Raw genomic sequence first — 25,885 nt, 5'->3', positions numbered from 1 at the left:
ATGTCGATACTTTTCAGAAAGGCAGCGCTTATTGCGTTGTTAGCTTCCCCTTCGATTTACGCGAGCGAATTAGTTTATACGCCCGTAAACCCAAGTTTCGGTGGAAACGCTTTAAACAGTTCTCACCTATTTAATCACGCTAACGCTATCAATGATTACGAAGATCCAAGTGCTAGGGATATTTTTGATGAACAAGAATCAGCATTAGATCGTTTAGCCTCCAGCTTAGAGTCTCGCCTGATTAGCCAATTGCTTGCTGACGTGGGTAATGGCAATACTGGGCAACTAGAAACGGAAGACTTCTTTCTCAACATCGTTGATGACTCAGGGACGTTATTGGTTCAAATCGTCGACAAAGCGACGGGTGAGTCAACTGAAATCAGCGTATCGGGATTAAATCCAGACCTCTAATCACAAGGATTGTGTTATGAAAACGATTATTATCGTCTTTCTAACCTTCGTGTTAGGGGGATGCACTTACTCTATGCAAATTCCAGAGACTTCTGAAACGCCTAAACTGATGCCGAGAGGGTCCACTTACACCGATCTCATTTCATTACCTCAGCCTCGCGGTAAGATATTGGTCTCAGTCTATGACTTTAGAGACCAAACGGGGCAATACAAACCTCAGCCAAACAGTAACTTCTCGACGGCTGTACCACAGGGCGGTACGTCACTACTCACGACAGCATTGATTGATTCACAATGGTTCGTCCCTCTAGAACGTGAAGGGCTACAGAACTTGTTGACTGAACGTAAGATCATTCGTGCAGCTCAGAAAAAAGACAAAGTCGTGAATAATCATGGTGCGGATTTGTCATCCTTGAGTTCCGCTAACATTGTTATCGAAGGCGGGATTGTGGCTTATGACTCAAATATTGTTACCGGAGGGGCAGGCGCTAAGTATTTAGGTATTGGTGGTTCTGGGCAGTACAGAACGGATCAAGTCACGGTGAATTTGAGAGCCGTCGATGTTCGAACTGGGCAAGTTCTTTTGAGTGTCACTACTACTAAAACCATTTCCTCTCATGAGATCGGCTTCGGTGCATTTCGCTTTGTTGACTATAAAGAGTTGTTAGAAGTTGAGATGGGCTACAGCCAAAATGAACCAGTGAATATTGCCGTAATGTCTGCGATAGATGCGGCAGTGATTCATTTAATCGTTAAAGGAATGAAACGTGGTATGTGGTCGCCTGGTGACCCTAATGCAATGCAAAACCCAATCATTGCACGTTATTCGGAAGCGAGCACTGACATTCTTTAAATAACCGAGTAAGCAGCAAAATAGGGCTATGCGGAAAATGGATCTTACCCGTAGCCCTGTTTTTTTATCTGTTACTCAGCTGATTTATTTGACGTCACAAGTAATGTCTTTGATCGGTGTCTCTGAAGTAACAAAACAAACATAAGCTTCTGCTGGATTATTTGGACCAATTCGAATGTAACCCGCCTTCACTTCATCTTCATTAAACGTAGCCGAACTAGAGTTCCCAGTTTGATTATCGTAGAAGCTTGCTTCAAAGTTTCCATTCATTTGGCTGGCGATGCGGTTTCTCGTTGTCGATGTTATGAATGTTATCGTCGCACATCGCATTGGCGGCTTCTCTGTTATGAGAAATTGCCCACTTTCTTTATCTATCACACCACCCTTTGTATCTGGCTGAATGTCGATAGCTTGAAATTGTTCTACCGTACAAGTTTCTTTGGCAGACACTACTGTAGGCATAAGGACGGCAAAGGCTAGAGGAAAAGCGAAAAGTACTGGTTTCATTAGAACAACACCATTTATAAAAAGAGCGAAAGATGATAGCACCACTATAGCGTTGCTAAATGTAAAATGTCTGTTATTAAGGAAACGCTTTTATAATGAAAAAGTCATGGCATCAAAATTAACTAGTGATCTTCAAACTGACACTGTGCTTTTTGGCTCTTTGATTGTTGCGTCACACTGAACCCTTTATCTTCTAACAACTGCAAAAGATTACCTTCGCCAATTAGGTGTAAGGTGCCGACGACTAACAAGTAGTGTCCTTTCGTATCGAGTTTCCAGTCATTGGATGATAGTTTATTTGCCCAGTCTACGTTACGATCCGTTAGGAATGCTTTCTCAAGCTCGGTTGGCATTTCAGACAATTCCGCAAAATCCTCAAGTTTGGACTCATCGCCCGCTTTCCAGCTTTCAATGAGGCAATGCACGACACGGTCCGTTTGGTCAAATTCTTCAAGGCTAGTCAACAACCACTCTTTACCCGAATCTTTTTGTCCTGCGATTAGGTCAATTTGAAATTGTAGAGGCTCTAAGCTGATCACCGGAACGTCTTGTATGGTTGCCTTATAGGCTAATGTTGCGTCTACACCGCCCGCCGAGCCATAGCCGAGATTCTTTAATTGCTGCATTTGTATCGATAGAGATGTCGCCCAAGGTGGAGAGCTCAATAGTTGCTGAGTCGGCATCCCCAAAGATTTTGAAATGCTTGTTAGTAACTGCTTTTGTTCTGCGCTGAGCACATCAGCCGTGGTAACTGTTGTAGCCGGGTATACGACACCTTCGGATTTCCTGATATCCGTTTCGATGATTAGGCCATCGCTCTCTTTTAATGTGTCGGTAATCTGCGTGGGAAGTGGATACATGCTTTCATCCCCAACGTGTACAGAACCTAAAATTGTTAAGGTCAGGTCATCTTTTTTGGCTTGCCAATACAGAGGTTCTGCTAAAGCGTGCTTAGTCGTAAAGGTAAGAGCGAGTAACGTTAAGTATAAGAATGTACGCAAAGAGAGCTCCTAGAGGAAGACGTAACTCGTTAAAAATGATTTTGACGGAGTTTTTTAACGGTTTTTTTTGAGAACAATGTCACGTTGTTTGTACGAAAAGTATAACAATACGCTGAAACTCTAAATCCTTTCTGACTACCAATGACACGATTTTATGAAATCGGTAAAAAAGATTGTGATTCATTTCTCAAATTTTACGTCAAAATTAAAATGACGGAAGTGCCGTTGCTTGTAACTTGATGATTTTATTTAAATTAAATTTATCAATATTTTTGAGATTTGAAGCCGATCACTTTATTAGCTCGATTTAATTCACGGTAAAAAATAAGCCCATATAGTTTATCTAACTTTCGAAGCGCTCCATTTTGCTTCTTACTCAATTTTTAACTTATGGGTGAATACGATGTTGAAGAGAAACTTACTATCTGTAGCGGTATTGGCTGGCCTAACAGGTTGTGCAGTAACGCAAGCACCAGAACAAAAAGTAGTGAATGCACTGGCTGACAATCTTGATGTTCAGTACGAAATTCTAACTAACCATGGTGCGAATGAAGGCTTGGCTTGTCAGGATCTAGGTGCTGAATGGGCGTCATGTAATAAAGTGAACATGACGCTAACCAATGACGGTGAAGCGATTGACTCTAAAGATTGGAGCATCTACTTCCACAGTATTCGTCTTATTTTAGATGTTGATAATGAGCAATTTAAGATCACTCGCGTTACTGGTGACCTTCACAAGCTAGAACCTACTGAAAAATTTGACGGCTTTGCGGCTGGTGAAGAAGTGGTTCTTCCGTTAACGAGTGAATACTGGCAACTGTTTGAAACTGACTTTATGCCAGGTGCATTCGTGACGGCGCCAAACGCAGAACCTAAGATGATTGCATCATTGAATACAGAAGATGTTGCATCGTTCGTAACCGGCCTTGAGGGTAATAACCTTAAGCGTACGCCTGATGATAACAACGTAATGGCGACAGCGGTGACGCGTTTTGAAAAGAATGCTGATCTAGCAACTCAAGATGTATCAACAACGCTATTGCCAACACCAATGTCGGTAGAAGCGGGTGAAGGTTCAGTAAGTATTGCTGGTGGTATTGCTTTACCAAAAGACGCATTCGACGCTGATCAGTTCGCTGCAATTGAAGAACGTGCAGATGTGGTAAACGTAGATGTGAGTGGTGACCTTCCTGTAAGTGTCGCTGTTGTTCCTACTCAGTTTACGGGTGATTTAGCGAAATCTGGCGCTTATGAACTAAGCATCTCGGAAGAGGGGATTGCGATTAAAGCGTTTGATAAAACCGGCGCTTTCTACGCAGTTCAGTCTATTTTTGGCCTAATAGATAGTCAGAACGCTGAATCATTACCACAACTGTCAATTAAAGATGCGCCGCGCTTTGATTATCGTGGTGTGATGGTGGATGTTGCTCGAAACTTCCACTCAAAAGATGCCATCTTAGCAACGCTAGATCAAATGGCGGCATACAAGATGAATAAACTGCACCTTCACTTAACGGATGATGAAGGTTGGCGTTTAGAAATTCCAGGTTTACCAGAGCTAACGGATGTAGGGTCTAATCGTTGTTTTGATTTGGATGAACAAAGCTGCTTACTGCCTCAGCTAGGTTCTGGTCCAACAACAGACAACTTTGGCTCTGGTTTCTTTAGTAAAGCGGATTACGTCGAGATCTTAAGCTACGCTAAAGCGCGCAGCATCGAAGTGATTCCTGAAATCGATATGCCAGCGCACGCTCGTGCAGCTGTGGTATCAATGGAAGCGCGTTACGACCGTCTAATGGATCAAGGTAAAGAAGCAGAAGCAAACGAATACCGCCTGATGGATCCTCAAGATACATCGAATGTAACCACGGTTCAGTTCTACAACAAGCAAAGCTTCATCAACCCATGTATGGAATCTTCAACTCGCTTTGTTGATAAGGTCATTTCTGAAGTGGCGGCAATGCACCAAGAAGCGGGCGCTCCACTAACAACATGGCACTTTGGTGGTGACGAAGCAAAGAACATCAAGCTAGGCGCTGGTTTCCAAGACGTTAACGCGGAAGATAAAGTCGCTTGGAAAGGTACGATTGACCTATCTAAACAAGACAAGCCATTCGCACAGTCTCCACAATGTCAGACGCTAATCGCAGATGGTACGGTAAGCGACTTTGGTCACCTACCAAGCCACTTTGCAGAAGAGGTGTCTAAGATTGTGGCAGAGAAGGGCATTCCAAACTTCCAAGCTTGGCAAGATGGCCTTAAGTACAGTGAAGGTGAGAATGCGTTCGCAACAGAAAACACACGCGTTAACTTCTGGGACGTTCTTTACTGGGGGGGCACATCATCAGTGTACGAGTGGTCTAAGAAAGGTTACGACGTGATCGCTTCTAACCCAGACTACGTGTACATGGACTTCCCATATGAGGTTGACTCGAAAGAGCGTGGTTACTATTGGGGTACTCGTGCAACCGATACTCGTAAAATGTTTGGTTTTGCACCAGAGAATATGCCTCAAAACGCGGAAACATCTGTAGACCGCGATGGCAACGGCTTTATTGGCAAAGGTGAAATCGAAGCGAAACCTTTCTACGGTCTATCAGCACAGCTTTGGTCTGAGACAGTACGTAACGATGAGCAATATGAATACATGGTGTTCCCTCGCGTACTAGCAGCAGCAGAGCGCGCATGGCACCGAGCAGATTGGGAAAACGACTACAAGGTTGGCGTTGAATACTCTCAAGAAACTAACCTAGTGAATAAGCAAGCGCTAAACAGCGACTTCAATCGCTTCGCCAATATCGTGGGTCAACGCGAGCTGGCTAAGCTAGAAAAAGCAGGTATTGACTACCGACTACCAGTACCAGGTGCGAAGGTTGTTGACGGTAAGCTAGCGATGAACGTTCAATTCCCTGGTGTAGAGCTTCAATACTCAGCAGATGGTGAAAACTGGCTAACGTATGATGAGCAACAACGTCCATCAGTTTCTGGTGAGACTTACATCCGCTCTATTTCAGAAAGTGGTGAGAAAGTAAGTCGAGTGACCTCAGTTAAATAATCGATAAGCACTATTAGTAGAAGAGCTCCTGGCCTTTATCTTATTCAAGATAAAACAGGAGCTCTTTTTGTTTACTGCGAATTAGGTGCCTATCCAAAACTGAAACATATAGAAATCTTGTTTGTTTATATCGTCAACAATGCACATAAGGTGACTTTAATCCCAAAAGTGACGAGCCTCTCATTATTCTCTTCAAAAAATAAGTCTCCAATAAAAAACTCTAAATCAGATGTGATTCAACTATCTAAATCTAATTTTTCTTCGTGAAATAACGTGATCCCGATCTGTATATTTTTCCATCTTGAGTTTTTTATCAATTTTTATGTTTTTAAGTTGTTGATTTTAAAGTTTTAAATAACTTGTCTTTTTTTGATAGTGAGAGGGATCACTCTGTTGGTCCTTTTATTTTGAAACGCAAATTAATTCGAGCAACATAGATTTCATGCCAGGGAGGCGACCAATTACTCAAGCGGTGAAGGTGAATGATATACCGAAGATATGCCGCTGAAAAAATCAAACTAAGGCAGTTTACTATGAAAAAAATTATCGCTCTAAGTGCTCTTTCTCTTGCTTTCGCTTCTAGTGCTTTTGCTGGTTCTTCTTACGTAACAGGTAACATCCAAATTCACGATGACGGCCGTATCCACGGTTCTGACATGACTTCTACGCTAGAAGCTGGCCACACGTTTGACAACTCTCTAGGCGGCTTCACGGTTTACACTGAGTTTGACGGCATCCAACTGGGTGAGCTTGAAGGACTAACTGCTGCTGAAACTGGTGGCTTGCCAACGACTGGTCAAGCGAACGCATTCATCACGGTTGGTGGTGAGCAAGCGTTCAATATCACTGACAACCTATGGGTTGCGGCGGGTTACCAACATGTATTCTCTGCGGGTGAGAGCATTCAATTCCGTCCATTAGTTAAGATCGGTTACAACTTCGATAACGGTATCTCGATTAGCAACCGTACTCGTGCTCACATCGATGATACTTCTGCTGATGCTGATACAGACTACCGCATGGATAACCGCATTGCTTACACAGTGAATGAAGACCTAGCACTTAGCTACAACAACGTTTACATGATTGACGCTGAAGCGATGGACCACGAGCTACGTGCAACATGGACTCGTCAAGGTGTTCAACCTTACTTTGAGTTCCGTAGCCAAGCTAACGGCGTAGATTTCGCAAACGGTGCTTCTAAGCAGAACAACGCATTCGTATTCGGTGCTTCTTACGGCTTCTAAGCTGATTTGCTTAGCTGCTTAGCTGCTTAGCTGCTTAGCTGCTTAGCTGCTTAGTCGATTAGATTATTAGCTGAGTGAACTTCTTTGTTAAATAGCTTTGCTAGCTAATTAGCGGGGGAATATAGCGGTACTAACAGCCCGGTTGGTACCGCGACAAGATTTGCTTTACTGTCCAAAAGCAAAGAGCCTAGTAAGCAAACCACAGTCTTGGGTTTGCTTGATACTAGGCTCTATTTTTATGCTTTCCATTCTACCGTAGGTGAATTGGTACTCTAGTTACCTTTATAGTGACGGTACTCAAACACCTGACCCTTATCATTAAACGCGTACACCGAGTACTCGTCTTTCTTATCGCCATATTCCATACCCGGTGAGCCCATCGGCATGCCCGGAACCGCCAAACCAATCGCATTACGTGGTGGGTTTTCTAAAAACGCTTTTACGTCTTCTGCTGGAATGTGACCTTCAAATACATAACCGTCGATCTCTGCGGTGTGGCATGAAGCCAGCTCTTGCGTTACGCCTAACTTTTGCTTGATAGGGTTCATATCATCGTGGAGCTTCTCTGTTACATCGAACCCGGCATCACGCATATGCTCCGTCCATTCTGTGCAGCAGCCGCAGTATGGAGATTTATGGTTTAGAACATCAGTAGCTAAAGCCTGTCCTGAAATTGCAGCGAGTGCAGTAAGAGTCATAACTTTACGAATCATGGTTAACCTCATGAATATGGTTTTTATTGATATTAGAATGAGTGGGCTTGAACAATCTCAGCCTGTTGGCATTGCTTACCACAGTAATTGACGACATCGCCATAGCAGCTCCTGCAACTACTGGGCTAAGCAGAAATCCAAAAAACGGGTAGAGCACACCGGCAGCAATAGGGATGCCAAGCGAGTTGTAGATGAAGGCCCCAAACAGGTTTTGCTTCATGTTTCTTACGGTCGCTTGAGATAGCTCGATCGCGTTGCTTACAGACAGTGGCGACGAGTTGAGGAGTGTCATTTGTGCACTTTCAATCGCAACATCACTGCCACTGCCCATTGCGATACCTATATCGGCTTGAGCCAGTGCTGGTGCGTCGTTAATACCGTCTCCAACCATGGCTACACTATTATATTGTTGTTGAAGCTGAACAATATGTTGCGCCTTCTGCTCTGGAAGTACTTCAGAGATAACCTCATCGATACCGACGCTTTTGCCAATCGCTTGAGCAACCGAGTGGTTGTCACCAGTGAGTAGCACAGTGTGAATTCCGGCGGATTTTAGTTGAGCAATAGCTTGTTTGCTATCTATTTTTAACGCGTCTGAAATGCCTAATATGCCTTCCAGTTTTTGGTCGATGACTACGAAGATGGGTGTCCATGCTTGTGTACGGCAAAGCTCGATGAAATCTGTGCCAATTTCTGTATTTACGCCTAATTGTGTTAGGTATTTCAGCGAACCGACTTGAACGTGTTTTCCGTTAATGTTGGCTTGTACGCCAAGGCCGCGGCTGTTTTCAAAGTCGCTGTGTGGGATTGCTGAAACTTCTAAGTTCTCGGCATATTGGCAAACAGCTTTGGCGAGTGGGTGCTCAGATCCTACTTCCACGGAATAAGCGTAAGCCAGTAATTCCCGTTCCGTTAGATTAGGGTAAAAGGCCTGTTGAACGCTTGGTTTACCTTGGGTTAGGGTGCCCGTTTTATCAAATACCACAGCATCAATTTTGCTCGCTGACTGCAATACATCGGCGTCTTTGATTAGAACACCAAACTCAGCAGCTTTTCCGACACCGACAGTAATAGAAAGTGGAGTGGCTAAGCCTAAGGCACACGGACAAGCGATGATCAGCACAGTCGTGGATACCACAAGCATGTAGCTTGCACTTGGTTGCGGACCAACAAAGAACCAAACTAGGGATGCAATTGCTGCGATCGCGACGACAACTGGGACGAAAATAGCTGAGATAGAGTCGGCAAGTTTCGCAATTGCAGGTTTACTGCTTTGTGCTTGGCGAACCATCTGGATAATGCGAGCCAACATAGTGCTTGAGCCAATTCCTGTCGCTTCAATAATTAAGCTGCCATCACCATTAATGGTACCTGCAGAAACGCCATCATTAACTGATTTTACGTTGGGAAGCGGCTCACCAGTTAGCATGGATTCATCGATGTAAGACTCACCTGATACCACAACGCCATCAACCGGTACTTTCTCACCCGGTTTGACACGTATCTGCATACCCACTTGGATAGCTTCTACAGCAATGATTTGCTCTTTGCCATCGACGATAACCATCGCTTTTTGAGGCTGTAAATTAATCAGTGCTTGTAGCGATTTCGTAGTGCGTGCTTTGGCCTTGGCTTCGATGTAGTGACCCAAAGAAATAAGGCCTATTATCATCGCGCTTGCTTCAAAGTAGACATGGCGAGAGGCTTCTGGAAACCATGATGGAATCAGCACAACCAACATTGAGTAGAACCATGCTGCGCCTGTACCCAAAGCAACTAGTGTGTCCATGGTCGCACGTTTATGCATCAGAGATTGCCAAGCATTGGTGAAGAAGCTGCGTCCAGAGGTGGCCAGCAGCACTAAACAAACCACACCGATTAATCCCCAAGCCAGTTGGTCGTTAAATGTAGTAATGGTCATGCTGCCGCCGAATACACCCCAAGCCATCAGCGGAGCTCCAAGCAGTAGCGCACTTACTGAGTTTTTCAGGAAGGCCTGTTGAGTGCGAAGTTGTTGCTCTTGCTGTTTTTGTTGTTGTGTTGCCGCATCATCAACAAACTCGGCACCATAACCTGCAGTTTTAACCGATTGGATGAGCTCGTTTTCGATGAGGTCACGTGTTTTAGAGGTGAAAACCAAGGCTGTTTGCTCGGCAAGGTTGATCTGAGCTTGGTCGACGAACTTGTTTTTTTTCAGTGCTTTTTCGACTGAAGAAACGCAGCTCGCACACGTCATTCCTTCAAGAACAAGGTGGTAAGTGTATTGACTCGCAACGGGGTCAGTTGGCGTCGCTTCTGTAGGATCTAATTTTTTATCTTCTTCTAAATCTGAACTCGGTGAGAGCTCATTTGCTTCAGAGTAGGGAGCGGCGTGATAACCCAGGCTTTCGACCAGCTTAATCACCTCAGATTCAGAAAGCAGAGTAACCAGTGATAATTCCTGTTTACTGACTTCTAGGTTTGAGGCTTGCTCAGTTTGTTCAAGCGCTTTAGTCAGTTTGCTCACACATTTGCCGCAACTCAGACCGGATAGCGAAAGGTGCAGCTGATTACCCATAGAATAGCCAAGCGTTGCTAACTGTTCGTTGAGCTGAATGTAACTAAATGGAGTCGAAATATCGATGTAGGTCGGTGATATGTCATTAATCATCGTGCTGTCGAGATCGCTAAACAGTGTGCGAACTTTCTTCGCGCAACCCATGCAATTTAGGCCGTTGAGCGCCGTTGTGTAGTGGTTCATATCGATACTCCAATTCTCATCTACGCCTAACATAAACCTTCCCGTAAGGGTAAGGTCAAACATAAATTCAAGAATTTGAACTTGGTGGAGTGCTAGCTGGTGGTTTCAGTTTGGAATGGAAGAGGGAAATTCAGAATGTGCGACTATAATCTACTGGCTAAGACTATTTATTTACGACTTTTAGGGCGTAATTGGCCTTTCAATAACGGCTTTCGTACAACAACAGCACATTAATCATTCACTACTGATTGTAGATTTAAGCGGTGGTGATAAAATAGCGCCCAAAATTTAGTGATGTTTGACTATTGCAGGCCTTGTAATAGGCTCCACTAAAAGAATCACCTACATAATCAAGGTATTTAAATGACGGTTAAAACTCGTTTTGCTCCTAGCCCAACTGGCTATCTTCACGTTGGTGGTGCACGTACTGCACTTTACTCTTGGCTATTCGCTAAAAACCAAGGCGGTGAATTCGTTCTACGTATCGAAGACACAGACCTTGAGCGTAACTCTCAAGAAGCGGTTGATGCAATTCTAGAAGGCATGCAATGGATGGGTATGGAATGGGACGAAGGTCCTTACTACCAATCTAAGCGTTTTGACCGTTACAACGAAATGGTTGATAAGCTTCTAGCTGAAGACAAAGCATACAAATGCTACGCGTCTAAAGAACTGCTTGATGAAATTCGTGCAGAGCAAGAAGCAAACAAAGAGATGGCTCGTTACGATGCGAACCACCCTAAAATTATTGCCGCTAACGAAGCAGCACAAGAAGGCGATGCGTGCGTTATCCGTTTCCGCAACCCTAAAGAAGGCAGTGTAGTATTTGATGACCAAATCCGTGGTCGCATCGAAATTTCTAACAGCCAACTTGATGACCTAATCATTCGTCGTACAGACGGTGCTCCTACTTACAACTTCGTAGTTGTAGTGGATGACTGGGACATGGGTATTACACACGTTGTTCGTGGTGAAGACCACATCAACAACACACCTCGTCAAATCAACATCTACGAAGCACTAGGCGCGCCAGTTCCAACTTTCGCTCACTGTGCAATGATCCTAGGTGATGACGGTGCGAAACTGTCTAAGCGTCACGGCGCTGTATCAGTAATGCAATACCGCGACGAAGGTTACCTACCAAACGCACTAAACAACTATCTTGTTCGTTTAGGTTGGTCTCACGGTGACCAAGAGATCTTCTCTCAAGAAGAGATGATTGAATTCTTCAGCCTGAACGCAATCAGCAAGTCTGCATCAGCATTCAACACTGAAAAGCTACTTTGGTTGAACAACCACTACATCAAGACTTCTGAGCCTGAGTACGTTGCAAAGTACCTACAATGGCACCTAGACGCACAGAAGATCGATACAACAAATGGCCCAGCGATCACTGAAGTGATCAAGCTAGTTGGCGAGCGTTGTAACACGCTTATCGAACTTGCTGAGCAATCTCGTTACTTCTACGAAGATTTCTCTGAGTTTGAAGCTGGCGCGGCTAAGAAGCACCTACGTGGTGTTGCTAAAGGCCCACTAGAGCTTGCTCTTGCTAAGGTTGAAGCACTTGAAGAGTTCACGACAGCAAACATCAAAGACGGTGTGATTGCAGCAGTATGTGAAGAGCTAGAGATCGGCATGGGTAAAATCGGTATGCCACTTCGCGTAGCAGTAACAGGCGGCGGTCAGTCTCCTTCTGTTGATGCTGTGATGGAGCTTGTTGGTAAAGAGCGCGTAATCGCTCGCATCAAGATGGCTCTTGAGTTCATCGCAGAGCGTGAAGCTAACGCTTAATTGAGCGATTGCTAGATTCAAAAAAGGGTCAGTAACTTGGTTGCTGACCCTTTTTATTTGTCTCAATTTTTATTGTCTAAACAACTTCGTTTGTTGTCTAAACAACTTTGCTATAGCTGGTCGTCGACAATCATTTGGGTTGCTTGCACGGCTGATTTCTTATCGAACAAGATATCCATCATCGCTTTGATGCGTTCCATATCGTCACCAAACTTGGAAAAGTTGCCGCTATTCGGCGCCTTAAACTCTACGTTACCAACGCGCTGTTGATCTTGATAAGCCGAGATCTTTGCGTCTGCCACAAAGGTTCTCAAATCCCAGCTCCAACGAGATACGTAATCTAGCGTGACTTCTTCAGGCTTGTGTTCAGAACCGTCCGCGACAACCTTACACTTTACTTGGTTGTTCAAACACCAGTCGAGCATCGAATCAAGAAACACAGTGCGTGTTTTGGTGTCTTCTACGATGGTGATGTTTTTAATGTTGTTTGCTTCTGGCAGTGCGTTTCCTGAATATTTAGGAGCACTACAACCTGCGAGTAAAGCGACAGCAGCAACGGCTAACCAGTTTTTCATTACGTATCCTAGATTTTCTTGAAGATGATTGAAGTGTTGATGCCGCCAAAGGCAAAGTTGTTGCTCATCAGATGTTCAACATCCAATTCGCGACCTGAGCCCGTGATGTAATCGAGCTTGCCGCACTGTTCATCGACATTCTCTAGGTTTAGGGTTGGGCTGAACCAACCGCTGTGCATCATCTCAAGGCTGAGCCAAGCTTCAATCGCACCACATGCGCCAAGCGTATGGCCAAAGTAACTCTTAAGAGAACTAATAGGTACTTCGCCAAAGATATTCGCTGTCGCGTTACTTTCGGCGATGTCACCTTTTTCAGTCGCAGTGCCATGCGCCGAGACATAGCCAATCTTTTCAGCTGGAAGTTGTGCGTCTCTCAATGCTTTTTCCATACAGATTTGCATGGTTTCCATTTGAGGTTGGGTCACGTGGGCGGCATCGCAGTTGCTAGCGAAACCAATGATTTCGGCATAGATTTTTGCGCCGCGAGCAACCGCATGTTCGTATTCTTCAAGGATAAGGGTTCCAGCGCCTTCGCCGATAACTAAGCCATCACGCTCGCTGTCGTATGGGCTAGGGGATTTCTTGGGTGTATCGTTTTTTAAACTGGTAGCGAAAAGGGTATCGAAAACGGCAGACTCAGTTGGGCATAGCTCTTCACCACCGCCAGCAACCATTACGGTTTGGTAGCCATGTTTGATCGCTTCATAGGCGTAACCAATGGCTTGGCTCCCTGAAGTACATGCACTGCTGGTGGGAATCACGCGGCCACGCAGTCCAAAGAACAGACCTACGTTAACTGCTGCAGTGTGCGGCATCATCTGTACGTAAGTGGTTGCTGTGATTGCTCGTGTAGACTTCTCGTTCAGCATCACTCCAAAAGCACCAACCGCATCGGTACTGCCGGTTGAAGAGCCGTAAGCGATACCAGTCTCACCATTGGTCAATACATCGTGACCAATTAAGCCGGCTTGCTCCAATGCATTCTCAGTAGCAACGGTTGCTAGACGTGATACTCGGCCCATGCCACGAACTTGCTTACGCTTGTAGTGTTTAGGCAGTTGGAAGTCATCAATAGGCGCTGCAAGCTTAGTGTTGAGACCATCATATTGCTCGAAGCTTGGCATATATTGAGTCGCATTTTCACAGGCCTTTAGTTTTGGCTCTATCTGTTGCCAGTCGTTACCAAAAGCAGTAACACCAGACATGCCAGTTACAACAACGCGGCGGGTCATACTAAGCCTCCATTTACTGAAATCACTTGGCGAGTTACGTAGCCTGCAATATCCGACATTAGGTAGCTCACTAGGCCTGCCACTTCTTCCGGCTCACCCATTCGGCGCAGTGGTACTTGAGGAAGCGCGTGATCTTTCACGTGCTCGTCAACCATACCTGTGTCAATTAAGCCTGGAGCGACACAGTTTACGGTGATCTTACGTTTTGCGAGTTCTAGAGCAAGAGACTTAGTTGCACCAATCACCCCCGCTTTTGCCGCTGCATAGTTAGTTTGCCCACGATTACCCATAATGCCTGATACAGACGCTAGAGTGACGATACGGCCACCTTTACGCTTTTGAACCATAGGCATAACACAAGGGTGAAGTACGTTGTAGAAGCTGTCTAGGTTGGTGTGGATCACGCCATCCCACTCTTCTTCTGTCATCGCAGGGAATGCATTGTCGCGAGTAATGCCTGCGTTGTTTACCACACCGTAGTAAGCGCCATGTTCAGCAATATCTGACTCTAGCTTTTCACGACATTCGCTGCGGTTGCTGATATCAAATTGGATAAGACGTCCAGCGCCACCTTGCTCGGTGATCGATTGTAGAGTCTCTTCAGCACCCTGTTTGTCACCCATGTAATGAACGGCGATTTCAAATCCGTCTTTCGCGAGTTGAATAGCGATCGCTTTACCAATGCCTTTGCTGGCACCAGTGACTAAAACCTGACGGGTCATGATGGGCTCCTAGTTTTCATTTCTTGTAATTTTTGTTCAGTTGGCACGTAGACATTGAGTTGGCATTGAGCCACTAATTCGCCTTGGTCTTCGACTCTCGCGGTAAACACGGCCATGCCGCTGTCTTCCATCAGTTGTTCAGCATAGATATCAAGGGTCTGGCCTTGAGTAAACTCATCACACAGTGATTTATAGCGACGAGAGCCAAGCAGAAAACCGATAGGGGGAGTGGTGCCGCTTTTCAGTGCGTGATATCCAGACCATGCCGCTACAGACTGCGCCATAAACTCGATGCCAACATATGCTGGTACTGTTTGAGATTCGGCATTAAAGAACAGATTATGGTCACCAATATCGACCTGACAGTGGATCGACAACGCCTCTACGCTGATAGCACGATCGATTAATATCATCGGATCATCGTGAGGGAGAAGTTGGTCTACAGAAGGGATATCAGTCATTTACTACACCAAAAATCAGGCTAATGTTGTTACCACCAAAAGCAAACGAGTTGCTTAAGATATTCTTTACTTTAAGTTTCTGGGAACAGTTTACCAAATCAACCTCAATATCTTCAGCTTTATCCCGACATTTTTGTAAGGGAAGCGGTAAGTCATATTTCAAAATATGCCAAGCAATTGCAGCCTCAATCGCACTTGCTGCGCCTAGAGTATGCCCGGTCAACGGCTTGGTAGAACTTACGGGAACCTTGTTTGCGAAAATACGATGGATGGCTTTACTTTCCATCGAGTCATTGAGTGGCGTTGCGGTACCATGCGCATTGATGTAACCGATGTCTTCTGCGGTTAACTGTGCAGAATATAAAGCTTTTTTCATTGCTTGTTCGGCGCCATTTCCTTCAGGGTGAGGCGCTGAAATATGGTGCGCATCAGAGCTGTCACCACAGCCTAATAAGGCAATTTGAGGTGTGTTTTGAGTAGAATGAACACGCTTGATCTTGGTTTTACTGAGCAACATAAATGCGGCTGCTTCACCAATATTAATGCCATCTCGAGATTCGCTAAATGGCTTACAATGTTTGGTTGAAAGGGCTTCAAGACCATGGAAACCATTGAGTGTCAGCTTACACAATGTATCCACACCACCGACTAACACGGCATCAGCCATGCCTGAATCTAACAAGCGTTGGGCGCTCAGAAATACACGGCCACTGGATGAGCAAGCCGTAGAGATGACATAGTTTGGTCCCGTTAACGCGCAATATTGGCTAACGAACTCAGAAGTGTCACCAAGCTCTTGTTTTGAGTAATGGTAATATTCTGGAAACTCACCGTTTGTCAGTTTTTGTTTGAAGGCCGCTTCACCATCCGAGATACCTGAGGTGCTGGTGCCAATTACCACAGCAATTCTATCTGCGCCAAATTGTGACTTTGCTTTCTTAATAGAGTCTTTGATTTGATTGAGAACTGATAACGCCAGTTGATTGTTGCGAGTGGCATACTTCGCGAGAGTGGACGGAACCTCTGGTAGCTCACCTGCGATTTTGCCAACGACAGTGTGTTTGCCGTCGTTCAGCATATCACTCACTTCAATCATGTTTGGTTCACGTTCGCCTTTTAGGCAGCCATGAATGTCAGTAATACTTGAGCCTAGCGCTGAGTGGAAACCACAGTCTTGGATATAAATAGGCATAGTGTTTAGCTCTTACTTGGGTTATCGATAATCGTTGAATTCAACGTTTGTATCGTAATGGTGTAGCCTTGGGTCAAATGTTTAAAAACAATGTTGCCTGCTGTTTTGTGTGTATTCGGTTGTGCTTGGTAATCAATTCGGATGATTGCCTGCTTCTTGTCATCAAACACAGTGCGGCTGTTATCTGTATCGACCAAATGCCACCCAATACCTTGTAGCGGTTGGGCCCATGCTTCTGCAGGCCACAAGGTGAGCATTAAATTAAACAGTACTTGTTCGGGCTGAGGTAGGGTAGCTCCGAGGCCAGATAGCACTTGTGTTTCAATGGCTTGGTTTTGATACTGCAGCGATAAGATGCGTGTACCCCAAGAAGAGAAGCCCGCCAAAACGACTTTATCGGGCGTGACTTCAACTTGAACCGGTAACTGCTGGGTATCCTCTTGCCAAGTCGCGCTGATCAACTGACTTGCCGTCAATGAGTATCCAAGATCCGCAGGAAGGGGTAAGGCTAATTCTGTCTCTTGATCGATTGCGACACTTGCACCTGTCGGTTGTTGAGAAACCAGTGAACAGGCATTGAGTAGGAAGCTAAATACGACAGCGAGTGCTATCTTGATCGTCTTGTTCATCTAAAGGCCTCACGAGGTTTGTTCTTTTCTGTGGCTTGCTCATTGTTGATCGCGAGTGGGGAGAGCAGCCACGCCACAAAAATTCCGGTTAACACGGTAATCCCGAAGCTATGAATAGCATGAGTCTGACTCAGTGACAGTAAGCCGAATGACAGCAGTGTCGTGAGGCCAGACAAAGTGATCGCTAATAGGGTGCTTAGCGACTTCTTCTGCTCCGCAAAGAACAGGGTATAGTCGATACCGATCCCTAAAATCAGAATCAAACCAAGCAGATTAAATAGGTTCAATGTTGAGCCTAAAACGCCAGTCACCGCTAACCCCGCTACACCTGCGATAAGAGATGGTAGAAGCATTAATAGGCTTTGTTTCACGCCATATCGCCAACCTAGCACCATGCCAATAGCAGCGAAGGCAATCAATAACAGCTCGGTAATTTTGACGCGGTACTCAGCAAAAAGAGAGGAGATTTCATCTGCTTTATTGAGGTATTTCACACCCTGTTGCTGAGCGAAGTCTGACTCCAACCACTGTGAGAACAGCTCAGTGTTAATGACGTCTTTGATCATGATAACCGACGCTGCTTGGTTATTGATTGGTTGTAACCAAAGCGGACGAATCGGCTCTGATACAGGCGACAATAGAAACTCATCGAGCGTGATCGGACTGTATTTAGGAAGCTCTGGGAAGCTCGGCCAGCCAAGCGTACTTTGCAATGTGGTGTTTTGACTATCATAAAGTTGCTTAACTAGCTGATAGTTTTGGTGTTGTTCTTGTTCACTTGGTAGGTGTTGATTGACGCTGCGATAACCTGAGATAGCTTGCAGAGCGACTAAGTTATCAAGATTAGAGCTGATCAACGCTAACTTATTGAGCAGCGCTTGGTTGCTTTCGGCAGTAACTAACAGCATGTTCTGAGCACTGCCTAGGCCAGATATTTCTGATATGGCCTGCTCTTGTTGTTTTAGCTCGTCAGGCATTGCTTGAAGTTGCCTGATATCGTCGTCGTAGCGGACCTGGGTGATTGACGCCAAACTTAAGACGGTCACTATCAATGGCAAGCCGATTCTAAATCTGGGGTTGCTCCACAAGTTTAACCATGTCTGCCAAAGGCCGGCCAAAGGAAGCGCTCGCTCTTGGCTTGGTTTAGAGGCCAATACAGGGTACCAGCACACCACGCTAGCGTAGGCGGCGATAAGCCCGATAGACGAGAATAGCGCAAGTTGCTGTAGGCCAGGGAAGGGCGCAACCAGCAGCCCTAGATATCCGATTAAGCTAGTGATTAAACCCAGGGTGATGGCAACTAAGATGTGCTTTAGCCCTTTATCACTCTGCCATCGGCTTCCTGCGGCCAAACGGTCAGTGAGGTAATGGAATGAGTAATCAATGGATACGCCAATCAAGCTCGCTCCAAACACCAAGCTGAATAGGTGGACCTTGCCAAAGATAGCGACGGTGCACGCCAGTGCGACCAATAACCCCGTGCTAATTGAGAGCAACGACAAGGCAAGTGGCAGTGCGCTACGAAAGGTTAACCACACCAATAAAATTACGCCCGCTAATGACCCTAAGCCAATAGTGCTGATTTCAGACTTCGCACTTTGAGTACCGTAATTTGCGTAGAAAACTACGCCAGTGTGCTGAACTTTAACGTCAAATTGCTTCTCAATGTCTCGCTCTAAAGTATCTAACGCAGGAAGCTGTTCTTGAATTGCCAAGCTATAAGGAGAGCCCGCGAGCGTCGCGGTAACGAGGATATGTGATTGCTCTTGAGATTGAGCGGTGAGATAGCCATCTTTAAGCCCAAAGTTACTCGAGCGGGTGCCCACCTCGCTTATATAGTCACGGAATAGCAGGAATGGGTCTAAGGTTAGCTCGGTCGCTGTCACGCCTGAAAAAGGGTTGTACAAGGATTGAATCACATACTGAGCACGTGACTCTGGTGCGTGCGTCAGAGTCTCTTTTTGTTGCTCTGTTAGTAGTTGAGCTCGATGACGGAAGTAGAAGTCACTCCATTGGCTTTGTGTGCTCGAGTTGATTTTACCTTGCACGTGTTTGAAGAGTACTGAACCACCTGAAAATGAGTCGTGATTGAGTGCTTTTTCAAAGACTTTGGTTGCCGCGATGGTGTTCTTGATGTCTGATCCACTCAAGATAAATACCACTTGCTCACTCATCGAGTTGGAAATCTGCTGGAAAGCTTGTTCAACCATAGGATCTTGCTGATTTTCAGGCAGCAATTTCATGATGTTGCTTTCGATCGGCACTGAAGAAGAAAAAGCGAACTGTTTAATCAACAGTCCGCTAAAAAGCGCCGCAATTACTAGCCAGACAAGGGCGAGCTTAGAGTTGAAATTGTTGCGCTTCGGCATCTGACAATACTTCCGGTTGGTGGCTTAGCTGGCTAAATTCGATCACCGTGCTATCTCCACGAATCTCTTTTAACTCGATACGCTCAATATCACCGTTGCCTTGCAGCGTGATGGCCTCAAATACTGCATTCATTGGCGCGCTTTTGGGCTTAAGAGTCAGTGTCCAAGATCCTGTGTTATGGTCTGAGCTTTGCACGGTTGCAGGCTGGAATGACAGTGAGAATTGGTCTTGAAGTTTTTGTGTATCACCGTGGAACACAGATAGGAAAATATGGCTGAAATAAAACGCCATTGGGTTTTCTTTATCAGTGATGATCTTTGCGGGCTGGTCGGCAAACCTTTGGCTCAACTTGTTGTCGGTGAGCACTAAGTTCACCGGAAACGGTGTGGTTTGTGTCCAGAGTAGGCCGTTTGATTTGTCTAATAGGAATGTACCTTGCGACGTCAGAGGCTGGGCGAACATTTCCATATTGCGTGTTTGAGTAAACTCGCCACGAACAATGCTATTTTCACTCAACACCGTTTGCAGTTCTGAAATAGAACCGACGGCAGCGGTGTTTTGACTAGCGCTAGCAAGGCCACTCGCAATCATCGCAGCGAGTCCTAACAGCAAGCCGCTGATGTGTTTACGACTGAGTTTAAACAGACTCATGATTCACCTGCTGTGGGTTAGAGGCCTGAGATTGATGTTCAGCTAGAGGTAAGCAGCCAAACTGGTGCCAGTGTTCTACCTTGTCGGTAAACACTTTCGGTGAAGCAAAGCACATCTCTTGCTCTTCAATGGTTACCGCAACCTGCATTGTGTGAGCACGTGTCATGCGAGCGCCTGTTAGAGCATCATGAATTTCATAATCGACGCGCAGGCGGTTTTCCCACTCGGTGAGCTTCGCCGTGACCTTAATCTTGTGATTAAACGGTATCGCCTTAATGTATTTTACGCGGGTATCGATGATAGGCCACATGTAACCTGAATCCTTCATCTCATGGTAGTTGTATTCAATCTTATCCATCATGATGCGTCTTACTTCTTCAAAAAATCGGAAGTAGTTGCCGTGATAGATCACACCCATTGGGTCGGCATCTTGGAATGAGGTGACAAGTGTCACCTCAGATTGTAATGGATGAAGGATTTCAGACATAAATCGCTCTCAACAATATTGCGTAAAGGGTTGGTTACTATATGAACTTAGCTACTTTATGAGGTTAACTACTCTATGAGTAAAGTTCTTTTAGTAAAGTGACCAATGCTGATTTTGAATACGAGAAATAAAGTGGCGTAGATCGCCTTCCAGCGGACGGTCCTCGACAATAAACTCAAACTCTTTCAGTACTTCGTCGCGAATGTGCTTGAGGTTCTCACTCATGTGGTGCTCATCAAGTTCATTGTGGCGTTTACGAAGTTCAAGCGCTTGCGTACCAGCCAGAAGTGACGCTGCCGCGACTTGTTCGGTTAGCTCTAGAACACGTAAACAGTCACGAGCAGCAATGGTGCCCATGCTTACTTTGTCTTGGTTGTGACACTCAGTTGAGCGAGAGAACACACTTGCAGGCATGGTGTGTTTCAATGCTTCTGCTGTCCAAGCTGACACGCCGATCTGTACTGCTTTGAAGCCGTGGTTGATTGGTTTACGTTCGCCTTCAGCACCCGTTAGGTTGAATGGTAAGCCGTTGTTGAACTTGTAATCCATCAGCTGGGCCATTTGGCGATCAAGCAGGTCAGCAAGGTTGGCTACGGCAGTTTTTAGTGTATCCATTGCCATTGCGATATGACCACCATAGAAGTGTCCACCGTGCAGTACGCGTTCGTTATCACCGTCGATAATTGGGTTGTCGTTTGCACTGTTTAACTCGTTCTCGATCATCTGGCGAAGCCAAGGTAGAGAGTCTTGAACCACACCGATAACATGTGGAGCACAGCGCAGAGAGTAACGATCTTGTAGGCGGTCACTGTTACGTGGCGGGCGATCTGCTTGCAGATCATCACGCAGCCATGCCGCAACTTGTTGTTGACCCGGATGAGGTTTTACTGCGAACAAGGCTTCATCGAAGTGGAAGTCATTGCCGTGCATACCGACCGATACCATAGCCGTGATCTTAGTTGATAGCTGAGCTAGGTATTCTGCACGCTTATAAGCGATACACGCTAATGCCGTCATGACAGACGTACCATTCATCAATGCCAAGCCTTCTTTTGGCTTAAGCTTAATAGGGCTAATGCCTAGCTCTTTGTAGACGTCACTGGTTGGGCGTACTTCACCTTTGTAGATGACATCACGCTCCCCAATCAACGCGGCTGCTAAGTAAGACAGAGGTGTTAAGTCGCCACTGGCACCCACCGATCCTTCTTGAGGAATACGCGGTGAGATATCTTGGTTGATAAGGGTAACGATCTGGTTAAGCAGATCATGAGTCACACCAGATACACCTTGTGAGAGCGAACAAAGACGAGTTGCAAGTACCGCACGTGCTTGCTCGTGAGACAGTATGTCACCCAAGCCACAACCGTGGAAGCGTGTTAGGTGAAGAGGCAGTTCATCGACAAGGCTTGGCGGAATCGCAACCGTACAAGAGTCACCGTAACCTGTTGTAACGCCGTAAATCACGCCTTCTTCTTTAAGTAGGCGCTCTAGGAATGCTACACCGCGGTCGATTTTTGAAGTGAACTCGTCACTGGTGTTCATCGAGGCTTTTGCGCCCTGTGAGATAGCGACAACATCCTCAATTGTGAGGCGTTCGGCACCAAAGGTGATGCTATTTGGATTCTTTTTCGTCATGGTGCTTGCTCAATGTCCAAAAATTAAAAAAGTTGTACCACTGAAGCGGTGCTTTCAGTGTGTAGTGCTGAAGTCGGTCTGCGTATTGTTGAACGACTTGCTTTAAAGATTGTTCGCGTGTTTTTCTGGGTAGCTCGATTCTGTCGCTAAAATGCTCGAAATAGACATTAAAGTGCGGGTTTGCTTGTGAATCGTCACGTAACCCAAATAGCAAAAATACGGGTGCTTTGAGTACAGAGGCTAACATAAATGGCCCTTGAGGGAACGGCGCTTCCTTACCCAAGAACTCTGCCCATACCGAGCGGCTCTCTTTGCTGGTGGAAGTTCTATCCCCGACAATAACGATCCACTCACCTTGCTCTAACTTCTGCTGTAAAAGGATAGCCGTATCAGGCCCCATTGAAGTCACTTGAATTAGGTTTAGATCTGACTGCGGATTAACCGCTTTCATTACTGAATTAAAACGCTCTGCGTGTTCTGTAAAAACCAGCGCATTGATTTTGATGTTTGAGTGTCTGCGACCTAAAGCGCGACATAATTCAATGTTGCCTAGGTGTGAGCCTAAAATCAGCACACCTTGCTTATTTGCCACCATGTTTTCGAATTGGTCTTGGCCATGGATGGTGAGGTTCTCTACTGAGAAATCGCCTTTCCATGCCGCAAGCTTGTCGAGCATGGTATGCCCAAACGAAAGCAGATGGTTGTAGCTGGTTAGTTCGCCGGGTAACTCAATATTTTGCTGTTCCGCATAGGCCTTCAACTGAAACAAGTATTGCTCAGAAGCGTTTCGCGCGCGCTTGCCCGTTAAGTGGTAGTAACGCATGACGGCACGCAGAATAAGGTTGAACACACCGCGACCTAACAAGGTATAAATGGCTAATAACAGTTTGATACCTAACACGGTGCCGCGTTCCTGGGTGCGAGACCAGTGCGGTTGCTCTGAAGTTTGCAGTTCTGAATCCGTCGATGAAGCTTGGTAACTTTCAGCAGAATCGGATTTGAAATGGCGAGCAATCAGCTTTGGTGCTCTTGGCAACATGCCGAAGAACAGGCGCGTATGCATCCAACTGATTTTGATGTTATCCCACAATGCATCGAAATGAGAGATGCCGTTTTCAGGATAGATGACTCGAGTTTCAACGAAGTCTATGTCGCAGCCTTCCCAGTACAGGCGAACTAGAATTTCGATATCGAAGTCCATTCTAGAGCCAATATCGTATTTGCTAAGTACCGCTTGTGTTTGGTTGATAGGGTACGCTCTAAAGCCGCACATGCTGTCTTTAATTGATAAAGAAAGGGTTTCTATCCATACCCAAATGTGTGTCGCGTAGCGCCCGTACAGTCTCGCCTTTGGCACACTCTCGTCGTAGACAGGCTGACCTGATATCAGACGTTGTGGCTTAGCTTGTGATGCCTTAATTAATGTTGGTAAGGCTTCAAGGTCGTGTTGTCCGTCAGCATCAATTTGAATGGCGTGGCTAAAGCCGAGTTCGTGTGCTTTTTTGATACCGGCCTTTACTGCACCGCCTTTGCCTTGGTTCTGGTCAAGTGTCACCAAGGTTACGTGTGAGTGCTCTGCAAGAGGAGCTAGAAACTGTTTTGTGGTCAGTTCACTGCCATCGTCGACGATGATGATCGGCAACTCAAAGTGATGGAGCGACGAGACCACAGTAGGCATGGTTGCGCCATGGTTAAAGCACGGGATAAGGAAGCAAGCCTTGTAGCTGCTTTCTTCTGTTGGGTGTTGAGAAGTAGCCTCGACGGGAGCGCTATTCACTTTTTTCTCCCAGCTTCATTTTGCCTGAAGAGTGGGTCTGTTCACCGTTGTTCGAGGTGTAACTAAAGCTCAGCTTGTCTTTGTCAGCATCCCATTTGAGTGATAGCTGGATTGTAGCGTCAGGCAGGATAGGCTCTTGGAACTTAATGACTTCCATGCCTTTAAAGAAACCAGGAACGCCTAACTCTTGGACTGCGTAGTGAAGTGCCCAATCAATTTGCGTGACGCCCGGTAGAATAGGGAAGCTCTTGAAGTGCCCCTTAAAATCGGTGATATCTCCGCTAACATGAAGTGTCAGGGTCGATTCATTTTCTACCGTGTCTACAGTAATGATGTTTGGTTTTCTTTTATCCATAGGGCGTGCTTAGAATCCTTGGGCAAATATTGGCTCTTTGACAAAAATATAAAAAGATAATCTCAGTGTAAAATACGATCAGCGGTTTCTATGATTTTATTAGCTGTTCTATGTGAGATGTTAATCGCTTGCCTTGGCTGTTGAGAGGGATCTCATCAACAATACGATACTTTCGTGGGATAGCGATTGGCTCTAACCACTTTCTGAGCTCTGTACGCAGCATCAACCAGAATTTACCTTTGCTCATGGTCGATAGAGCGGCTTGGCCTTCATCTGATAATACCAAAACAGAGGCTAAGATTAATCGTTCAGGCTCCTCAAATGGAATCACCACGCACTCACTTATCCAAGGCAGTTGCTCCAGTCGTTTCTCCACTTCAACCAGTGATACTCGTTTTTCTTCTATCTTGATCACTCGGTCGGTTCGGCCCTTCAATATGAATTGATTCTCCGAGACCATCTCGCACTCATCAGCGGTTTGATACCAGTTGTTCTTATCGATATACGGCGACAATAACTTAATGCAATTCTCACTGTTGAGACTAGCCTCAATACAGTCAAAAAGCTGCCAAGGGGTTTGAGCGCTCTCTTGTTGGCGAAAGGCGATGCCACCGGTCTCTGTGCTGCCAAATACCTCGATAGGTAAATGTCCTAGTAGATCTCGTGACTGGTGAGCCGACTCGGTAGGCAATGGGCCACCCGAAGAGAAGATTCCTGCAAGTTGTACCTTGTTGGTCTCATGCTTTAATCGCTTCAGTAGTGCAGGGCTGCTGATCAGAACACAGTTTTTATTGGCATGAGACAGAATTTGTTCAGGGTACTCGAGGTTGTTGCGAGCAAACGGAACACCAGAGCTGAGTGGCCATAAAATTCTAAACAGTAAACCATAGATATGTTGGTGCGAGACCGTACTTTGGACTCGGTTATTCTTGAGTAATTCGCCCCAGTTTTTGTTTAACTGAGCGGTCTCAATATCTAGGTGTTCTAACGTTTTATCTATCGCTTTTGGCGTACCGCTGGAACCTGAAGTAAACAGAGTTAATGGGATTGTTGCCAAATCAATGGTCGTAAGAGCACCGGTTAGAGGCTTTTGTAGTTCGGTGCTTGAGTCCAATAAGGTTTGGATATTGCGAACGTCACTTACCTCAACTTCGCCAATCGAGCCATCAACTAGCAGGCAATCAAACTGTTCACTTAACTCAGCAAGTGCACAAGGTTGGTAGTTACCCGGTAAGATGATGTGTTTGTTCGCTGCTGCACACGCTAAAAATGCTATCGAAAATAGGTAGCTATCTTGGGTACAAATCGCAACTCGTTGAAAAGGGGATGAAGATAAAAGGTGCACGAGTTGAGATAAGTCGTCGTTAAAGGCTTGCCACGTAATCTCACTATTGTCGTTAAAGCAGACAATAGATTCAGGGGCTCTGTTCTGGCTGAGAAGTTCAGACAACGAGGTGTAAGATACGGTTTGGGTCATAACA

22 protein-coding genes are annotated in these 25,885 nt (G+C 45.6%); 5 read left to right on the top strand and 17 right to left on the bottom strand.

Annotated elements, in window-relative coordinates:
* Both F0232_RS22390 and F0232_RS22385 read left to right on the top strand, forming a co-directional pair.
* Positions 1–411, top strand: a complete 411-nt coding sequence (locus F0232_RS22390) for a curli assembly protein CsgF (RefSeq protein WP_004739781.1) — start codon at positions 1–3, stop codon at positions 409–411.
* A 16-nt stretch (positions 412–427) separates the two neighbouring features.
* Positions 428–1,264, top strand: a complete 837-nt coding sequence (locus F0232_RS22385) for a CsgG/HfaB family protein (protein WP_061034136.1) — start codon at positions 428–430, stop codon at positions 1,262–1,264.
* 84 nt (positions 1,265–1,348) lie between these two features.
* Here F0232_RS22385 and F0232_RS22380 read toward each other — a convergent pair whose 3' ends face one another.
* Together F0232_RS22380 and F0232_RS22375 are read right to left on the bottom strand one after the other, a co-directional pair.
* Positions 1,349–1,771 (bottom strand): hypothetical protein, encoded by a 423-nt coding sequence (locus F0232_RS22380; RefSeq protein WP_105059141.1) that lies wholly within the window; start codon positions 1,769–1,771, stop codon positions 1,349–1,351.
* Positions 1,772–1,893: 122 nt separating this feature from the next.
* The gene (locus F0232_RS22375) at positions 1,894–2,772 is read right to left on the bottom strand and encodes a TraB/GumN family protein (protein ID WP_105059142.1); all 879 of its coding nucleotides are present in this window, start codon (positions 2,770–2,772) and stop codon (positions 1,894–1,896) included.
* 403 nt (positions 2,773–3,175) lie between these two features.
* Here F0232_RS22375 and F0232_RS22370 point away from each other — a divergent pair, with 403 nt between their 5' ends.
* Together F0232_RS22370 and F0232_RS22365 are read left to right on the top strand one after the other, a co-directional pair.
* Positions 3,176–5,827: a beta-N-acetylhexosaminidase gene (locus F0232_RS22370; RefSeq protein ID WP_105059143.1), complete on the top strand. Its 2,652-nt coding sequence runs from the start codon at positions 3,176–3,178 to the stop codon at positions 5,825–5,827.
* 533 nt (positions 5,828–6,360) lie between these two features.
* Complete coding sequence (locus tag F0232_RS22365; RefSeq protein ID WP_105059144.1) at positions 6,361–7,074, top strand: oligogalacturonate-specific porin KdgM family protein; 714 nt, start codon at positions 6,361–6,363, stop codon at positions 7,072–7,074.
* 272 nt (positions 7,075–7,346) lie between these two features.
* Here the strand turns inward: F0232_RS22365 and F0232_RS22360 are convergent, their stop codons facing one another.
* Both F0232_RS22360 and F0232_RS22355 read right to left on the bottom strand, forming a co-directional pair.
* Positions 7,347–7,787 carry a DUF411 domain-containing protein gene (locus tag F0232_RS22360; protein WP_017631063.1) on the bottom strand — a complete coding sequence of 147 codons (441 nt, stop codon included), beginning with the start codon at positions 7,785–7,787 and terminating at the stop codon, positions 7,347–7,349.
* A complete protein-coding gene (locus F0232_RS22355; RefSeq protein ID WP_105059145.1) occupies positions 7,777–10,590 on the bottom strand; it encodes a heavy metal translocating P-type ATPase in 2,814 nt (937 codons plus the stop codon). The genes F0232_RS22360 and F0232_RS22355 overlap by 11 nt, the downstream gene beginning before the upstream one ends.
* A 300-nt stretch (positions 10,591–10,890) precedes the next feature.
* On the opposite strand from F0232_RS22355, the gene gltX reads away from it, so the two are divergent.
* Positions 10,891–12,318: a glutamate--tRNA ligase gene (gene gltX / locus F0232_RS22350; protein ID WP_008218185.1), complete on the top strand. Its 1,428-nt coding sequence runs from the start codon at positions 10,891–10,893 to the stop codon at positions 12,316–12,318.
* A gap of 110 nt (positions 12,319–12,428) precedes the next feature.
* Here the strand turns inward: gltX and F0232_RS22345 are convergent, their stop codons facing one another.
* The 13 genes from F0232_RS22345 to F0232_RS22285 form a co-directional block, all read right to left on the bottom strand.
* Entirely contained in the window at positions 12,429–12,893 is a 465-nt protein-coding gene (locus F0232_RS22345; protein ID WP_105059146.1) for an Sbal_3080 family lipoprotein, read from the bottom strand.
* 8 nt (positions 12,894–12,901) lie between these two features.
* Positions 12,902–14,125, bottom strand: coding sequence for a beta-ketoacyl-ACP synthase (locus tag F0232_RS22340; protein WP_171750975.1), 1,224 nt, complete (start codon positions 14,123–14,125; stop codon positions 12,902–12,904).
* Positions 14,122–14,847, bottom strand: coding sequence for a 3-ketoacyl-ACP reductase FabG2 (locus F0232_RS22335; protein ID WP_105059147.1), 726 nt, complete (start codon positions 14,845–14,847; stop codon positions 14,122–14,124). The genes F0232_RS22340 and F0232_RS22335 overlap by 4 nt, the downstream gene beginning before the upstream one ends.
* On the bottom strand, positions 14,844–15,308 hold the full coding sequence (locus F0232_RS22330; protein WP_008218193.1) for a hotdog family protein: 465 nt from the start codon (positions 15,306–15,308) through the stop codon (positions 14,844–14,846). The genes F0232_RS22335 and F0232_RS22330 overlap by 4 nt, the downstream gene beginning before the upstream one ends.
* The gene (locus tag F0232_RS22325) at positions 15,301–16,500 is read right to left on the bottom strand and encodes a beta-ketoacyl-[acyl-carrier-protein] synthase family protein (protein WP_105059148.1); all 1,200 of its coding nucleotides are present in this window, start codon (positions 16,498–16,500) and stop codon (positions 15,301–15,303) included. The genes F0232_RS22330 and F0232_RS22325 overlap by 8 nt, the downstream gene beginning before the upstream one ends.
* 5 nt (positions 16,501–16,505) lie before the next feature.
* Entirely contained in the window at positions 16,506–17,129 is a 624-nt protein-coding gene (locus F0232_RS22320) for a DUF3261 domain-containing protein (RefSeq protein ID WP_105059149.1), read from the bottom strand.
* Positions 17,126–19,498: an MMPL family transporter gene (locus F0232_RS22315; RefSeq protein WP_105059150.1), complete on the bottom strand. Its 2,373-nt coding sequence runs from the start codon at positions 19,496–19,498 to the stop codon at positions 17,126–17,128. Before F0232_RS22315 ends, F0232_RS22320 begins: the two co-directional genes overlap by 4 nt.
* Complete coding sequence (locus F0232_RS22310) at positions 19,470–20,150, bottom strand: outer membrane lipoprotein carrier protein LolA (RefSeq protein WP_105059151.1); 681 nt, start codon at positions 20,148–20,150, stop codon at positions 19,470–19,472. Before F0232_RS22310 ends, F0232_RS22315 begins: the two co-directional genes overlap by 29 nt.
* The gene (locus F0232_RS22305) at positions 20,137–20,637 is read right to left on the bottom strand and encodes a thioesterase family protein (protein WP_061034123.1); all 501 of its coding nucleotides are present in this window, start codon (positions 20,635–20,637) and stop codon (positions 20,137–20,139) included. The genes F0232_RS22310 and F0232_RS22305 overlap by 14 nt, the downstream gene beginning before the upstream one ends.
* 90 nt (positions 20,638–20,727) lie before the next feature.
* On the bottom strand, positions 20,728–22,272 hold the full coding sequence (gene hutH, locus F0232_RS22300; protein WP_105059152.1) for a histidine ammonia-lyase: 1,545 nt from the start codon (positions 22,270–22,272) through the stop codon (positions 20,728–20,730).
* Positions 22,250–24,049 carry a glycosyltransferase gene (locus F0232_RS22295; RefSeq protein WP_105059153.1) on the bottom strand — a complete coding sequence of 600 codons (1,800 nt, stop codon included), beginning with the start codon at positions 24,047–24,049 and terminating at the stop codon, positions 22,250–22,252. The genes hutH and F0232_RS22295 overlap by 23 nt, the downstream gene beginning before the upstream one ends.
* The gene (locus tag F0232_RS22290; protein ID WP_105059154.1) at positions 24,042–24,404 is read right to left on the bottom strand and encodes a 3-hydroxyacyl-ACP dehydratase; all 363 of its coding nucleotides are present in this window, start codon (positions 24,402–24,404) and stop codon (positions 24,042–24,044) included. The genes F0232_RS22295 and F0232_RS22290 overlap by 8 nt, the downstream gene beginning before the upstream one ends.
* Before the next feature lie 88 nt (positions 24,405–24,492).
* Positions 24,493–25,881, bottom strand: a complete 1,389-nt coding sequence (locus tag F0232_RS22285; protein WP_105059155.1) for an AMP-binding protein — start codon at positions 25,879–25,881, stop codon at positions 24,493–24,495.
* Between the last annotated feature and the right edge of the window lie 4 nt (positions 25,882–25,885).

This window comes from Vibrio sp. T3Y01 (genome assembly GCF_013114525.1).
GTDB classification, from domain to species: Bacteria; Pseudomonadota; Gammaproteobacteria; order Enterobacterales; family Vibrionaceae; genus Vibrio; species Vibrio chagasii_B.
Note: the sequence above shows the minus strand (reverse complement) of the source record. Positions and strands in the feature narration are given on the sequence as shown.